13 protein-coding genes are annotated in these 14,726 nt (G+C 58.9%); 9 read left to right on the plus strand and 4 right to left on the minus strand.

Annotation, left to right across the window (positions count from 1 at the left end):
- Positions 1-34 precede the first annotated feature (34 nt).
- The 3 genes from B149_RS0102505 to B149_RS0102520 form a co-directional block, all read right to left on the minus strand.
- On the minus strand, positions 35-1,381 hold the full coding sequence (locus tag B149_RS0102505) for a sigma-54-dependent transcriptional regulator (protein WP_018123584.1): 1,347 nt from the start codon (positions 1,379-1,381) through the stop codon (positions 35-37).
- The gene (locus B149_RS0102510) at positions 1,378-3,159 is read right to left on the minus strand and encodes a sensor histidine kinase (protein ID WP_018123585.1); all 1,782 of its coding nucleotides are present in this window, start codon (positions 3,157-3,159) and stop codon (positions 1,378-1,380) included. The genes B149_RS0102505 and B149_RS0102510 overlap by 4 nt, the downstream gene beginning before the upstream one ends.
- A gap of 307 nt (positions 3,160-3,466) precedes the next feature.
- Positions 3,467-4,822 (minus strand): UDP-glucose dehydrogenase family protein, encoded by a 1,356-nt coding sequence (locus tag B149_RS0102520; protein ID WP_281109890.1) that lies wholly within the window; start codon positions 4,820-4,822, stop codon positions 3,467-3,469.
- 147 nt (positions 4,823-4,969) lie between these two features.
- Between B149_RS0102520 and B149_RS0102525 the strand changes: the two genes are divergently transcribed.
- The 9 genes from B149_RS0102525 to B149_RS0102565 all read left to right on the plus strand — a co-directional run bounded on the left by B149_RS0102525 (position 4,970) and on the right by B149_RS0102565 (position 13,758).
- Entirely contained in the window at positions 4,970-5,695 is a 726-nt protein-coding gene (locus B149_RS0102525; protein ID WP_018123588.1) for a pyridoxine 5'-phosphate synthase, read from the plus strand.
- A 3-nt stretch (positions 5,696-5,698) separates the two neighbouring features.
- Positions 5,699-6,070, plus strand: a complete 372-nt coding sequence (locus B149_RS0102530; protein ID WP_018123589.1) for a holo-[acyl-carrier-protein] synthase — start codon at positions 5,699-5,701, stop codon at positions 6,068-6,070.
- An 8-nt stretch (positions 6,071-6,078) separates the two neighbouring features.
- A complete protein-coding gene (locus B149_RS0102535; RefSeq protein WP_018123590.1) occupies positions 6,079-7,617 on the plus strand; it encodes a bifunctional ADP-dependent NAD(P)H-hydrate dehydratase/NAD(P)H-hydrate epimerase in 1,539 nt (512 codons plus the stop codon).
- Entirely contained in the window at positions 7,611-8,063 is a 453-nt protein-coding gene (locus B149_RS0102540; RefSeq protein ID WP_018123591.1) for a CBS domain-containing protein, read from the plus strand. Before B149_RS0102535 ends, B149_RS0102540 begins: the two co-directional genes overlap by 7 nt.
- A gap of 10 nt (positions 8,064-8,073) precedes the next feature.
- On the plus strand, positions 8,074-8,580 hold the full coding sequence (gene tsaE, locus B149_RS0102545; RefSeq protein ID WP_018123592.1) for a tRNA (adenosine(37)-N6)-threonylcarbamoyltransferase complex ATPase subunit type 1 TsaE: 507 nt from the start codon (positions 8,074-8,076) through the stop codon (positions 8,578-8,580).
- Positions 8,577-9,821, plus strand: a complete 1,245-nt coding sequence (locus tag B149_RS0102550; RefSeq protein ID WP_018123593.1) for an aspartate kinase — start codon at positions 8,577-8,579, stop codon at positions 9,819-9,821. Before tsaE ends, B149_RS0102550 begins: the two co-directional genes overlap by 4 nt.
- Entirely contained in the window at positions 9,809-11,410 is a 1,602-nt protein-coding gene (cimA, locus tag B149_RS0102555; protein ID WP_018123594.1) for a citramalate synthase, read from the plus strand. Before B149_RS0102550 ends, cimA begins: the two co-directional genes overlap by 13 nt.
- Positions 11,411-11,415: 5 nt before the next feature.
- Positions 11,416-12,210, plus strand: a complete 795-nt coding sequence (locus tag B149_RS0102560; protein ID WP_018123595.1) for an MBL fold metallo-hydrolase — start codon at positions 11,416-11,418, stop codon at positions 12,208-12,210.
- Positions 12,211-12,321: 111 nt separating this feature from the next.
- Positions 12,322-13,758, plus strand: a complete 1,437-nt coding sequence (locus tag B149_RS0102565; RefSeq protein WP_018123596.1) for a sensor domain-containing diguanylate cyclase — start codon at positions 12,322-12,324, stop codon at positions 13,756-13,758.
- Between the two features lie 81 nt (positions 13,759-13,839).
- Here B149_RS0102565 and dapA read toward each other — a convergent pair whose 3' ends face one another.
- Positions 13,840-14,721: a 4-hydroxy-tetrahydrodipicolinate synthase gene (dapA, locus tag B149_RS0102570; RefSeq protein ID WP_018123597.1), complete on the minus strand. Its 882-nt coding sequence runs from the start codon at positions 14,719-14,721 to the stop codon at positions 13,840-13,842.
- Positions 14,722-14,726 lie beyond the last annotated feature (5 nt).

Genomic DNA, 14,726 nt, shown 5'->3' on the forward strand with positions numbered 1-14,726 from the left:
GGAAAGCGTGAGCGGAATTCCGCCGAAAATGGAATCAGGTTCTGGAAAGGCCGTATTTGGCCATCTTCTCGTTGAGGGTGCGCCGGGGGATTTGCAGCTCGTCCATGACGCACTTGATGTTGCCGTCATGGCGCGCCAGCGACTTCTGGATGAGGTGCCGCTCAAAGAGGTTGACCTGCTCCTTGAGGGATACCGAGGAATCCCCGCAGTCCACGACGGTGCCGGAAAGCAGCTTCGGGATTCGCTCCGCAGGCGGCAGACTGGAAAGCACGAAACGTTCTGCAAGGCTTTTCAGCTCGCGTACGTTGCCGGGCCATTCATGGCTCATCATGACGGCGGCGCTCTCCGACGGAAGGGATTCGGCGGGACGACCGTAGGTGTCGGCGGCGCGTTCGAGGAAAAAGGAGAAGAGCAGCGGAATGTCCTCCTTGCGCTCACGAAGTGGCGGCACGGTAATCTCCATGGTGTTCAGCCGGAAGTACAGGTCCTCGCGCAGGCGACCTTCTTCGATGGCCTTGCGTGGGTCTTCGTTCATGGCGGAGATGAGCCGGAACTCCACCGGACGAGGCGTGTTGCTGCCAAGCGGAGTTATCTCGCGGCATTCCAGAGCGCGTAGGAGTTTTCCCTGCACGTCCATGGGCATGGAACCAAGCTCGTCCAGAAAGAGGGTGCCGCCCTGTACCGCCTCCAGCTTGCCGATGCGTCTGCTCTGCGCTCCGGTGAACGCGCCGTGCTTGTGGCCGAAAAGCTCGCTCTCGGCCATGTTGACAGGGATGGTGGCGCAGTTGAGGGCCAGATACGGCAACTTGCGGCGGTCGCTGAGTTCATGGATGGAGCGGGCCACCACTTCCTTGCCCGTCCCTGTTTCGCCCAGCACGAGCACGTTGGCGATGGTCGGGGCGAGGTGGGTGATCTCCCGCTTGAGTTCACGCATGGGTTTGCAGGTGCCCACCAGCCTGGAGTCGAGACCTTCGTTTTCCTCCAGCTCCTTCTTGAGCTGCCGGTTCTCCAGTATCAGCCGCCGTTTTTCCAGCGCACGCTTGATGGTCTCGATGATGCGTTCCGGATCGAAGGGCTTCTCGACGAAGTCGTACGCGCCGCCGCGTATCGCCTCCACGGCCATGGCGATGTCGCCGTGTCCTGTAAAGAGGACGACCGGGATGTGCGGGTCGATCTTGGCTATTTCCTTCTGAAATTGCAGCCCGTCCATGCCCGGCATCTTGACGTCGGAAAGGATGATGCCCGCGTAGTCTGGATGAATGGCCCCGAGCGCTTCGGCGGCATCCTCGAAGTCCTTTACCGTGAAGTCGGAGAGCTCAAGCCACTGTCTGGCCGAGTCCCTGACGGACTTTTCGTCATCGACGAGAATGACCTGCATCATGCTTCGGCTCCGGATGTATCGTGATCGACAACGGGGAGGGTCAGCACGAACTCCGCGCCGCATTCGTCGCGGTTCCTGCCACGGATGTCTCCGCCCATGTCCTTGATGATTTTATAAGAGATGGAAAGGCCGAGGCCCATGCCCACGCCTTCCTTCTTGCTGGTGACGAACGGTTCGAAGAGGCGTTTGCCTATCTCCGTGCCGATGCCGGGGCCGTTGTCACGAACAAGGATGGTGGCGTGTCCGTTCTCGTGGGCCATCTCAACCCCGATGACGGGCGAGGCCGTATGCAGCATGGAGTCCAGCGCGTTGCGGAAAAGGTTGATGAGCACCTGCTCCAGCCGGACGTGGTCGCCCATGATGTAGATGGGGTACTGCGGCATGTCCAGCTGCAGTTCGCAGTTCTCCACCTGAAATTGGTGACGCATGAGCGTGAGGGATTCGTTGACGGCTCGCCGCAGGTCGAACTTGGTCTTCTTGTTGGATGACTTGCGCACGAAGGATTTCAGCTGGCCGGTGACTTTTGCCATGCGGTCGCACAGGTCCGAAATCTTGTTAAGCGTCGGCTCCAGCTCGTCGAGTTTGCCGCGATTGAGCATGAGGCGGCAGCTGGCGATGTAGGTCTTGGACGCCGCTATGGGCTGGTTCAGCTCGTGCGCCACGGCCGTGGCCATCTCGCCGAGGGCCGCAAGCTTTCCCGCCTGTACCAGTTCTTCCTGCGCTTCGCGCAATTCAAGCTCCGTGCGTTTGCGTTCCTCTATCTCCTGAGCGAGCTGTTTGTTCATGCTGCGGATTTTCTCCGCCTCAAGGGCCTGTTGTCGGGAAAGTTCCCGCTGGCTGCGTTCCCGCACGAACATGCGGGTGAGAATCGCCAGCCCCACGAGAATGAATGAGGTGAGGGCCATACCCAACGTGCGCTCCCAGAGCGGGTCCTCGTTCATGAGGTAGGTGATCTCCCAGTTCATGCCGGGTATGGAACGGGAGTTTTTGAGAAACCGCTCCTTGTCGATGATGGTTTCCCGAAAGCCCAGCAGTGTGGAAGACTGCGATTGCAGGCTCTTGAGCTTGGGTTGCGGGAACTGCCAGCGTTCGTGGATGCGGTTGCGTATCTCTGCGGACAGGGGGGCAAGGGTACGATATTTCCACGATGGGCGGCTGGAGAGGACTATGACGCCGTTGGAATCCGCCACGAATACGGTTTCACCGCCTTCCTGCCAGAGGGTTTCCAGCGCGGACAGCACGATCTTGGTGGCCACGACGCCAACGATGCGTCCGTTCACGCGTACCGGGTGGGAAATGTAGAATCCGGGTCGTCCCGCCATGATGCCGACGCCGAAGAATTTGCCCGCGGCGCCGTTCATGGCGTCTTTGAAATACGGGCGGAAGCTGAGGTCCAGCCCGATGAAGCTCGTCTTCTTCATCCAGTTGCTGGCGGCGATGACGATGCCGTCGGTGTCCAGAATGTAAATGGCTTCGGACTCCGCCCGCTCGTTGGCCGACTGAAGAAAGGAATTCATGCGGATCCTGTCGCCCCCTTCGGAGAGCAGATCCTTGATGATGCCGGTCTGCGCAAGCAGGTAGGGCAGATATTCGTGCTTTTGCAGTGCGGAGTTGAGCGTGCGTTCGTACAGGGCCAGCCGTTCTTCGGAGACCCGTTCAAGGTCCTGCAGATAGTCGTACTGCACCACCAGCGCCACAATCAGCGGCACAAGCAGCATGGAGAGGAATCCCATGATGCCGGGAAGCGCTTTGCGTCTGCTGTCCTTGAAGTATCTCATGCGCCTTCACTCTCTTTGCCGGCGGGCGAGTTTGGCTGGACGTATCATCAGCCCGTCGTGAACCGTCTTCGGAAGCACGTCGGCGAAAATCCGCCGATTGGTTTGTGATACCCGGCAAGCCGTCCGGGTGCAAACAGAGTTTTCATGAATGTTTTGGAACCGTTCTTCTTGTTCATGGTGTTTGTCGTCTGGTGGGAGAAAGCAAGGAGGGTGCCGAGGGCCGAAGTCAGAAACCGAAGCGGGGCCATGAAAAAACGGCCTGCTCCGTTTCGGGAGCAGGCCGTTGACTAGTGATATGAACGGACGGCTATTTGACCGGGGTGCGGCCAATGCTGAAGTATGCGAAGCCTTCGTCGCCCATGCGGCGGGGACTGTAGAGGTTGCGTCCATCGAAAAGGAGAGGGGTCTTGAGCAGCCCTTTCACCTGAGCGAAGTCCGGATCGCGGAATTGGTTCCAGTCGGTGACCACCGCGAGGCAGTCCGCGCCGTCGCAGGCTTCATACTGGTCCTGGACGATTTCGACATTGGGGTTGTCGGCGAAGTGCTCGGCGCCGCGTTCCCATGCCACGGGGTCGAAGGCGCGGACCTTCATGCCCGCGTCGGTGAGAGCCTTGACCAGATAGAGGGCCGGGGCTTCGCGGATGTCATCGGTGTTGGCCTTGAAGGCGATTCCCCAGAGAGCGAGGGTACGGCCTTCGACGCCGCCCTGCGGCTTGAAGTAGTCGAGAATCTTATCGGAGATGACGAGCTTCTGGGCGTCGTTCACCGTGTCCACGGACTGGATGAGCTTGGCGTCGTACTCCACTTCACGGGCGGTGTTGATCAGCGCCTTCACGTCCTTGGGGAAGCAGGAGCCGCCGTAACCCACGCCGGGGTAGATGAAGCTGTAGCCGATGCGCGAGTCGGAGCCGATGCCCGCGCGCACTTCGGTGACGTTGGCGCCGACGCGTTCGCAGATGTTGGCGATTTCGTTGATGAAGGAAATCTTGGTGGCCAGCATGCAGTTGGCGGCGTACTTGGTCATCTCCGCGCTGCGGGTGCCCATGACGATGAGCTTCTCGCGGCTTCTGGCAAACGGGGAATAGAGGTCGCGCAGTACCTTGGCGGATTCCTCGGACTCGGTGCCGACGATGACCCGGTCTGGCTTCATGAAGTCGTTGACTGCGTCGCCTTCCTTGAGGAATTCGGGGTTGGAGACCACGTCGAAGTCGATGGATGCGCCGCGTTTTTCGAGCTCTGCGGCGATGATGCCGCGTACGTGGTCCGCAGTGCCGACGGGGACGGTGGATTTGTCCACCACGATCTTAGGCTCTTTCATGCTGGAGCCGATGTCGCGCGCGACCGAGTCCACGAAGGAAAGGTCGCAGCGTCCGTCTTCACCGCTGGGCGTGCCGACGGTGATGAAAGCCACGCGGGCTTCTTCGAGTCCCTCGGCAATCTCCGTGGTGAACGAGAGGCGTCCTTCGGCGTAGTTGCGTTTTACCAGCTCCTCAAGGCCGGGTTCGTATATGTGGACATGGCCTTCCCTCAGTTTTTCCACCACTTTGGGGTTCACGTCCACGCAGCGGACGGTGTTGCCCATTTCTGCCAGACAGGCAGCGGAGACGAGGCCGACATAACCGGTTCCGACGATGCAAACTTTCATGTATATTACTCCATATATGATGTCTTGGTCAGTTCTGTGGGTTGGTAGCGGGTGGCTTCGTTCCTGTCAATACTGGCGAAACGGCTTCATGCGGTTGCCATCAAGCCCCGGAAGGCGTAATCAGGTGGCTTCAAAATATATTCATCCTCACAAGGAGATTCCATAATGCCCGTACTCTGCGTCAACGTCGATCACGTCGCCACTCTCCGTCAGGCTCGAATGGGGATAGAGCCCGAGCCCGTCACGGCAGCCTACATGGCCGAACTCGCCGGAGCGGCAGGAATCATCATGCATCTGCGTGAGGACCGCAGGCACGTGCAGGATCGCGACATCGAACTAGTGCGCAAAACCTGCAATACGCGGCTTCACTTCGAAATGGCCGCCACACCCGAGATGCAGTCCATTGCCATGGATACCGATCCTGAAACTGTCTGCCTCGTCCCTGAAAAGCGCGAGGAACTGACCACGGAGGGCGGCCTGAACTGCATCGACAGGGAAGAGGAGCTGGCGGAATTTCTGGCCCCGCTGCATGAAAAAGGTATTCGTTCCAGCCTGTTCATCGACGCGGACACGGCCCAGATCGACGCGGCGCACGCCAGCGGCGCGGAGTTTATCGAAATTCACACCGGCCACTACGCGGACGCCAAGGATATCCGAGAGCGTCACGTGGAACTGGAAAAGATTCTGGAAGGCATTCGCCATGCACGCGCGCTGGGGCTCAAGGTCAACCTCGGTCACGGCCTGAACTACCGCAACGTCATGGCGTTCAAGAACGTTCCCGGCATCAGCGAATATTCCATCGGTCATAGCATCATCGCGCGCAGCATCTACGTAGGCATTGATCGGGCCGTTCGCGACATGGCCGAAATCATCAGGACTTTCAAGGACTAGCGCATGATCCTCGGAATGGGCATCGATCTTGTCGAGCTTGAGCGCATTGAAAACGCCTGGGGGCGGTACGGGATGCGGTTCGCGGAAAAAGTTCTTACCGAAGCCGAGATCGCCCAGTTGCCGAAGAATCCGGTCTCGCGTCTGGCCGCGCTTTTTGCCGCCAAAGAGGCTGCGGTCAAGGCTTTGGGAACCGGCTTTGCGGAGGGAGTGACCTTTCAGTGCGTGGAAGTGCTGCACGGTTCCTCCGGCAAACCGGAAATCACCTTTTGCGACGAGGGACATGAGGTCATGCGTTCCCTTGGCGGCAGGCGGGCCCATGTTTCGATCACACACTCGCGGGATAATGCCGCGGCCGTGGTGGTCATAGAAGACTAGGAGGCGCTATGCTTCATCCGCTGCCCACACCCGGCGAAATGGCTGCCTGGGATGCCGAGGCCATCGGCGAATTCGGCATTCCCGGCATGGTCCTGATGGAAAACGCAGCCCGCGAAGCCGTGCGAACCCTCGAATCCGAGGCCGGACCGCTGGAAGGCAAGACGGTCTATCTCTTTGCGGGATCCGGCAACAACGGCGGCGACGCCTTTGCCATGGCCCGGTATCTGGTGGAGCGTGCCGGTACAGTGGCGCTGTTTCATACCCGCCCCAAAAAGCACTATCGCGGAGAAACCCGGGCCAACCTAGTGCTGGCCCAGAAGCTCGGTATTCCTCTTTTTCATCTTGCCACTGCGACCCTCGGCTCCCTGCCACAGCCCGACATCGTCGTGGACGGCCTGCTCGGAACGGGGTTCAAGGGGCGTCTTCGCGCCGACATCCTGAAGCTGGTGCGGGCGATCAACCGCATGGGCGAGCGATCCTTTGTCTTTTCGATCGACATCCCCTCGGGGCTCAACGGTCATACCGGGACGCCGGGTCCCGAAGCCGTTCGTGCCGATGCCACAGTCACGTTTCAGGCGGCCAAGACCGGGCTTGCCATGCCCGGTGCCGAGCAGTGGACCGGTCGGCTTTTCGTCACGGATATCGGGATTCCCCGCGCTGTCCGGGAGGCTCGTCAGGTGCGGCGGTTCGTGATCGGTCAGGAGGTCATGAAGACCATACCGCGACCGGTCCCGGATTCCCACAAGGGCAGGGCGGGGCATGTTCTCGTCGTGGGGGGCTCCCCCGGAATGACCGGCGCGCCGCATCTTTCCGCGTTGGGAGCGCTGCGGGCCGGAGCCGGGTTGGTCACGGTGGCCTGCCCGGAAGGCGCATGTGCCGAGGTCCGCTTTGGTCGGCCCGAGATTATGACCCTCCCGTTGCGCGATTTTGAGAAATGGGACCAGAAAAGTGCGGAAAAAGTTGTTTCACAGCTGTCTCGTTTCGATTCGGTTGTTCTTGGCCCCGGCTGGGGACAAGACGGGAAAAATGTTGATTTCCTGCGGCATTTTATTGCAAAGTGTCCGGTGCCGCTCGTGCTGGATGCCGACGGGCTGAACGCTCTGGCACAGGCCCCCGAACTTGCCGGGGAGCTCCCGCCCGGAACCGTCCTGACTCCCCACCCCGGTGAAATGGCCCGTCTGGCGGAGACCGATACGGCATCGGTCCAGCAGTCCAGACTGGAAACCGCGGAATCATACGTGGAAAAGACGCGAGCGACGCTGGTTCTCAAAGGAGCCGGAACCCTTGTGGCCGATGCGGCGCAGACGAGGCTCTGTCCCATCTCCGCCCCCTGCCTTTCGGTGGGCGGTTCCGGTGATGTACTCTCCGGTGTGATAGCGGCACTTGCCGCCACTGGAATGGACGTGATGCACGCCGCCTCGCTCGGCGTCTACTGGCACGCGGCATCCGGACGGATGCTGGAAGAGGACCACCCCCTGCGCGGCAATCTCGCAGGCGAAATAGCCGATATGCTGCCTCGTGCGGCAAAGGAGTACGGAATATGCTGAAAGCAATTGATATCATGACCAACGAGCCTATAACCCTCACCTCCGACACCGACATCAGCACTGCGGTGAAGACTCTGCTGGAAAATCGCATCAACGGCGTACCCGTGGTGGATGACGGCAAGGTAGTGGGCGTTCTGACGCAGACCGATCTTGTGGCGCAGCAGAAAAAGCTGTCCCTGCCCTCGTTCTTCACCCTGCTCGACGGCGTATTCCCGCTGGCCTCGCTGGCCGAACTGGATACCGAGATGCAGAAGATCACGGCCCTGACCGTCAATGACGCCATGACCAAGCCCGCCGTGACCGTCAGCCCCGACACCGGTCTGGATGAACTGGCGGCTGTCATGAGCGACAAGAAGCTTTACACCCTGCCTGTGGTGGACGGCGATGTGCTCGTCGGCGTCGTGGGCAAGGAAGACGTGCTCGGCACGCTCATCGCCAAGGAGTAGCGAAAGCCCGATGCATCTGGACATCAGACTGCGGGAGGAGCGCGACACCCTTGCATTGGGCCGCGCGCTTGCCAGCTTTCTTTCCAATTCTCCGGCTCCGCCGGCCGTCCTGCTTCAGGGTGGGCTCGGTTCCGGCAAGACGACCCTTGTCAGAGGGCTTGTGGAGTCACTCCCCGGCGCGGCCCAAGCCGAGGTGTCGAGCCCGAGTTTCAACATTTTCAACCTGTACCCCACCAAGCCCGCAGTGGCTCATTTCGACCTGTATCGTCTGGAGGGTATGCCTCCGGGAGATGAAGTGCTCGATCAGCTGGCCGACGAGAGCAGCGTGGCGCTGGTGGAATGGATCGAATATCTTCCCGAGGACGAATGGCCTGCCGATGCCCTGCACCTTGTGTGGGGGGAGGAAAGGACTGGACGAGTCCTCAGGTTGCATGCAATGGGAAGTCGAGCCGGGGAATATCTTGAAGCCCTCGCTCCAGCACTTGCCGAATATACAGAACACTTGGAATCGCAATGAACATCGTCGTACAGAAATTCGGCGGCACTTCCGTCGCCAGCCTGAGCACCCAGCTTGAGGTCATGAAGAAGGTCATGCGCCCTTACCGGGAGGGCAACAAGGTCGTGGTCGTCCTTTCGGCCATGGCAGGAGAAACCAACCGGCTGTTGGCGCTTGCCAACGAGTGGGTCACGACGCCCGATGCGGCGGAAATGGATTCGCTGGTCTCCACCGGAGAGCAGGTCAGCTGTGCGCTATTTTCCATGCTGCTCAAGAATCAGGGCATCCGCGCCCGTTCCGTACTGGGGTTTCAGGCGCCGATTCGCACCGATTGCAGCTTCGGGAAAGCCCGTATCGTGGACATCGACACCACCGCGCTTTTCGAAATGCTCGAAGATCACGATGTGCTTGTCGTGGCCGGGTTTCAGGGTTGCGAGGACGGCAAGCGGATCACCACCCTCGGACGCGGCGGTTCCGATACGTCCGCCGTGGCCATGGCTGCCGCCCTCAATGCTGAAGTGTGTGAAATTTATACTGATGTTCCCGGTGTTTTTACCACGGACCCCAATATCTGCTCCGATGCGACCAAGATTGACCGCATCGCATACGACGAGATGCTCGAAATGGCGAGCATGGGAGCGAAGGTGCTCCAGATCAGGTCCGTGGAATTTGCCAAGAAATACAATGTAACCGTGCATGTCCGCTCGACCTTCTCCGACGAGCAGGGCACTTTGGTCTGTCAGGAGGATGACGACATGGAAGCAGTTCTCGTTTCGGGTATCGCGTACGACAAGGATCAAGCCAGGATAACCCTCGTTCACGTGGAGGACCGTCCCGGCGTTTCCGCGGCAATTTTCAGCCCGCTGGCCGAGAGGAAGATTCTCGTGGACATGATCGTCCAGAATCCGAGCAAGGGCAGCAAGACCGACATGACCTTCACGGTTCCCAAGGCCGACATTAAACAGACCCTCAAGGTCCTCGAAGATCTCCGCTACGAGATCGGTTACGAGGATTTGCTATCATCGAGTGACGTGTCGAAAGTCTCGATTATCGGCGTCGGCATGCGCAATCATTCCGGAGTCGCCTCCCGTGCGTTCCGGGCGCTTGCCGACGAGAACATCAACATACTGATGATCAGTACCTCGGAGATCAAGGTATCGTTCCTGATCGACGAGAAATACACGGAACTCGCAGTGCGAACGCTGCACAAGGAATTTGCCCTCCACGAGGGCGGGATACAACAGGAATCATGCACAGGATAGCAATATACGATACCACACTGAGGGACGGCACCCAGGCCGAGGAACTCAATCTCACCACCAAGGACAAGGTGCGCATAGCCGCAAAGCTCGATGAGCTCGGCGTGCACTACATCGAAGGGGGCTGGCCCGGCTCCAACCCCACCGACAAGCAGTTCTTCGACGAAATCGCCGAACATACATTCAAAAACGCGTCCATCGCGGCCTTCGGGAGCACGTTCAACCCGAAGGCCGACCCGGACTCGGACCCGATATTCCAATCCCTTCTCACCTGCGGCGCCGAGGTCTTCACCATCTTCGGCAAGACCTGGGACCTGCACGCCACCCTGGCTCTCAACATCGACACCGAGCGCAACATCGAGATAATCCGTCAGTCGGTGGCTCACTTGCGGCCCCATGCCCGCGAAGTGTTTTTCGATGCCGAACATTTCTTCGACGGCTTTCGCGCCAATCCTGAGTTTGCTCTGAGCTGCCTTGAGGCGGCCCATGAGGCCGGAGCTGATGTGTTGGTGCTCTGCGACACCAACGGCGGTTCGCTGCCGTATCAGATAGCAGAAGGGGTCAACGCCGTGCGGACCCGGATACCGAACGCGGCGGTGGGCATCCACGCTCATAACGACGGCGAACTGGCTGTGGCGAACTCGCTCGAAGCCATCCGGCACGGTGCCGTGCATGTGCAGGGAACCATGAACGGCTACGGCGAACGTTGCGGCAACGCCAACCTCTGCTCCATAATCCCCAATCTGGAGCTCAAGCTCGGAATGGAGAGCATCGGCGCGGAGAATATGAGCAGGCTCACGGAAGTCTCCCATTATATCAGTGAAATTGCCAATCTGCGGCCTTTCATGCGCCAGCCCTTCGTGGGTGCGTCCGCCTTTGCCCACAAGGGCGGCGTGCACGTGAGTGCGGTTCGCAAGGACTCGCGCACGTACGAGCACATTAAACCCACGGATGTGGGCAACATGCAACGCGTGCTGCTTTCCGACCTCGCGGGCCGCAGCAACCTGCTGCACAAGGCCGAGCAGTTCGGACATCCGCTGGAAAAGGGCGATCCGAGGCTGGATCAGCTCGTCCGGGAGCTCAAGCTTCGTGAAAGCGAGGGCTTCGAATACTCGGTGGCCGAAGCTTCATTCGAACTCATGTTCCACAAGATCGTTTCGGGAAGGCATTTCAACTATTTCAAATTCCGCAACTTCTTTGTTGTGGACGCCAAACGCGAAGAGGACGCGGAACCGTTCTCTGAAGCAACCGTCATGGTGCATGTCGGGGATCAGGAAGAACACACCGCAGCCACCGGCATGGGCCCGGTCAATGCGCTCGACAGAGCGTTGCGCAAGGCTCTTGAGCGGTTCTATCCGAGTCTTGCCGATGTCCGTCTGCTGGACTTCAAGGTGAGAGTGCTTTCCGGAGCCGTTCGCGATACCGGGGGCACCGCTTCGTTCGTCAGGGTTCTCGTGGAATCCGGCGATTCCCATGAACGGTGGACCACGGTGGGTGTGTCCCACAACATCATCGAGGCCAGCTGGCAGGCCGTGGTTGACTCGTACAATTACAAGCTGTTCCGAGAGGATATGCGTAAAATCGGGAAATAGTTCCAATGTACATAAGCGTACTCATGGACAACGTTGCCGGAGACGGGCTGGCATCGGAGTGGGGGTTTTCATGTGCCGTGGAAGGCAGCGGCGGGATGCTGCTTTGGGATTGCGGCCAGACCGCAGCCTTTCTGGATAATGCGCGTGAGCTCGGCGTGAACGTTTCCGAGCTGGAGGCGCTCGCCATCTCCCACGGGCATTACGACCATGCCGGTGGACTGAAGGCGCTTTTGGATGCTGGATTCACCGGAGCCATCCACGGCCATTCGGCCATTCGCGTGGAGCGTTTCAGCGTATCGGGCGATTCCCCCGAGGCCATTGGTGTGCCGTTCAATCTCCCTGCTTATGAAACAGTGAGAGGGTCGAAGGAGCTGATTCCCGGAATAACCATGGTCACGGATATCCCAAGACTGCCGGGTAACCATGAAGCGGTGGACGGCTTTGCGCTGGATCGCGAGGGGACGCGACCGGACCCTGTTCCGGATGATGCCTTCCTTTTGCTGGAAACAGCGCCGGGGCCGGTTGTGCTGCTGGGATGCTGCCATGCCGGACTTGCCAACAGCTTGGCTGTCCTGAAAGAGCGTCATGGCTTGGATTCGATTCATGCTGTAGTGGGCGGCCTGCACCTGTACAATGCCGATGAAGACAAGCTCGATCAGGCGGTGCAGGCTTTGCGGGACTTTGGTGTGGGGCTCGTGGTTCCGGGACACTGCACGGGAGAAAAAGCCACGGCCGAACTGATGAACCGACTGGAAGCGGTGGTTCGCCCCATGCACAGCGGCATGCGTCTATGCTTTTGAGGTTCCGGCCTCGTAAATTCAATATTTGACCTTCCTCCCGAAACTGATTCGGGGTGGCCGTATTCTCTTGGCCGGTTTTGATGCCGGTGTACCTTTGCTTCGGAGTCCAGTGTGATCCGGTTCAGTCTCAAGACCAAACTTCTAGCCGCGTTGACGGCTATTCTGCTGGCTTCGTTTTTCGTGACCAGCCTGATAAACTATCAGGTGACGCGCGAGTCGGTCCGCGAAGAGCTGATGAATTCCTCGTTGCCTCTGACAGGCAAGAACATCTATTCCGAGATTCACGGCGACATGATGCGCCCCATTCTCGTGGCTTCTTCCATGGCCAGCGATACTTTTCTCTGGGATTGGGTGAAGGGCGGCGAAAAGGATGTCCGCGTCATCAAGAGGTATCTGGGTGAGCTCAAGCACAAGAACGATTTTCTGCTTTCGTTTTTCGTATCCCATGTAAGCGACACGTATTATTACAACGGTGGCGTTCTCAAGAAGGTAGCTCCCCGTGATCCGCTGGACGTCTGGTATTATGCCTTTCTGCGCACCGGGAAGGAATACATGCTCAATGTCGATCACAGTGAAGCGGAAAACGGACGGTTGAGCATCTTTGTCAACCACAGGGTCCGGGATGAGCATGGAAAACTGCTTGGCGTCACTGGAGTGGGATTGGACATGACCCGAGCCGCCGGCTTGCTTGTCAAGGCACGGGAGCAATACGGCAGGGATGTTTACCTTGTTGATCGCGACGGTCTGGTGCAGGTGCATCCGGACATGGTGAAGATCAAGAGCCATTCCATCATGAAAGAGAAGGGGCTGGGCACCATCGCCGATAAAGTGCTCAAGCCCCGGGCAAAGCCAGAGAGTTTCGAGTTTGACCGAAATGGTGAGCATATCCTGCTTTCTGCGCTCTATATCCCCGAGTTTGAATGGTATCTGCTTGTCGAGCAGAATGAAGGCGAGGCCCTGAGCGCGGCAAGGGACAACCTCTATCGCACGCTGCTGATAGGGTTCATTGCTTCGCTCTTGATTATTCTTCTATGCGTGGCTCTGGTGAATCACTACCAGGGCCGACTTGAAAACCTCATCAAGACCGACCCGCTGACCGGTGCCGTGAACCGTCGTGGGCTTGAGGAAGCTTTTGAGCGTGCCGTTCATCGCAATGAGCGCAATGGCACCGAGTATTCCATTGTTCTTATTGATCTGGATGGTTTCAAAGACATAAATGACAGGCATGGTCACCTTGAAGGCGACCGCCTGCTCCGCAAGACAGCTGAGGCCATCCGTAACGATGTGCGACCCATGGATACAGTCTCCAGATGGGGTGGCGATGAGTTTATGGTGCTGCTGGAGGGAGATGCGGATCAGGCCATGCATGCGGTCGAGCGGTTCCAGAACACTCTCGGAGCCATGGATACGGTGGAGCCGATCACGTTCAGCTGCGGCTTGTCAGAGTATCGTCCGGGTGACTCTTTGGATGCGCTTTTTCACAGGGCGGATCTGGCCATGTATAAGGCCAAGTCCGAGGGTGGCGATAACGCATGCAGGCAGGCGTGATACAGGGTATATGAATCTTCCCAATAAAGAAGCCCCGTTTCCGAGGAAACGGGGCTTCTTTTTGTCGCTTATGCCAAGAAGCTAGAGCAGACCGGCTTCTTTCAGCATGTCTTCCAGCTTGGGGTCATTCTCGGGTTCCAGCGGAACCATGGGCAGCCTGAATTCAAGATTCGGGAAAAGGCCCATCTTGTGCAGCGAGGTTTTGACCGGGATCGGGTTCGTCTCCAGGAACATGGCCCGGCAGACGGGAGCCAGCTTCAGGCTCAGGTCCAGCGCGGTTTCCATGTCGCGTTCGCGGAACGCCTTGCACATGCCTGCCATTTCAGCTGGCATGATGTTGGAGACAACTGAAATGGCTCCACAACCACCAGCTGCCAGCAGGGGCAGGGTGGTGAAATCGTCACCGGACAACATCTGGAAGTCCTTGCCGCAGTTTTCAATGACTTCGGCACATTGCTTCAGATCGGCTGAGGCTTCCTTGACGCCCACAACTTCGGGTACGGCGTCCTTGATGCGTTTGAGCGTTTCAGGCGTACAGTTCAGCCCGGTGCGGCCTGGCACGTTGTAAACAATGATGGGCATGGACGCATCTTTGGCGATGGCCCGGAAATGTTGCACCAGACCGTTGGGAGTAGGCTTGTTGTAATAGGGGGTGATCAGCAGCGCGCCGTCGGCCCCGGCGTCCTTGGCAAGCCGCGTCAGTTCCACGGCCTCCTTGGTGCTGTTGGAGCCAGCTCCGGCGATGACCGGAACGCGGCCTTTGGCCTGCTCCACGCAGATGCGAATGATGCGGCCCTGCTCCTCGTGGGTCATGGTGGCCGCTTCGCCGGTGGTTCCGCAGGGAACAAGGCCGTCAATGCCCTGTTCTATCTGCCAGTCGATGAATTTGCGGTATGCATCTTCATCAATCTCGTTGTTGACGAAAGGGGTGGATAGGGCGGTGTATGCGCCTGTAAATTGCATTAGTA

The sequence above is a fragment of the Desulfovibrio oxyclinae DSM 11498 genome (genome assembly GCF_000375485.1).
Classification (GTDB): domain Bacteria; phylum Desulfobacterota; class Desulfovibrionia; order Desulfovibrionales; family Desulfovibrionaceae; genus Pseudodesulfovibrio; species Pseudodesulfovibrio oxyclinae.

Bases quoted from the DNA above. Each gene is read 5' to 3' on its own strand.
- B149_RS0102505 (WP_018123584.1), bottom strand. From the start codon at position 1,381: ATGATGCAGGTCATTCTCGTCGATGACGAAAAGTCCGTCAGGGACTCG.
- B149_RS0102510 (WP_018123585.1), bottom strand. From the start codon at position 3,159: ATGAGATACTTCAAGGACAGCAGACGCAAAGCGCTTCCCGGCATCATG.
- B149_RS0102525 (WP_018123588.1), top strand. From the start codon at position 4,970: ATGCCCGTACTCTGCGTCAACGTCGATCACGTCGCCACTCTCCGTCAG.
- B149_RS0102530 (WP_018123589.1), top strand. From the start codon at position 5,699: ATGATCCTCGGAATGGGCATCGATCTTGTCGAGCTTGAGCGCATTGAA.
- B149_RS0102535 (WP_018123590.1), top strand. From the start codon at position 6,079: ATGCTTCATCCGCTGCCCACACCCGGCGAAATGGCTGCCTGGGATGCC.
- B149_RS0102540 (WP_018123591.1), top strand. From the start codon at position 7,611: ATGCTGAAAGCAATTGATATCATGACCAACGAGCCTATAACCCTCACC.
- tsaE (WP_018123592.1), top strand. From the start codon at position 8,074: ATGCATCTGGACATCAGACTGCGGGAGGAGCGCGACACCCTTGCATTG.
- B149_RS0102550 (WP_018123593.1), top strand. From the start codon at position 8,577: ATGAACATCGTCGTACAGAAATTCGGCGGCACTTCCGTCGCCAGCCTG.
- cimA (WP_018123594.1), top strand. From the start codon at position 9,809: ATGCACAGGATAGCAATATACGATACCACACTGAGGGACGGCACCCAG.
- B149_RS0102560 (WP_018123595.1), top strand. From the start codon at position 11,416: ATGTACATAAGCGTACTCATGGACAACGTTGCCGGAGACGGGCTGGCA.
- dapA (WP_018123597.1), bottom strand. From the start codon at position 14,721: ATGCAATTTACAGGCGCATACACCGCCCTATCCACCCCTTTCGTCAAC.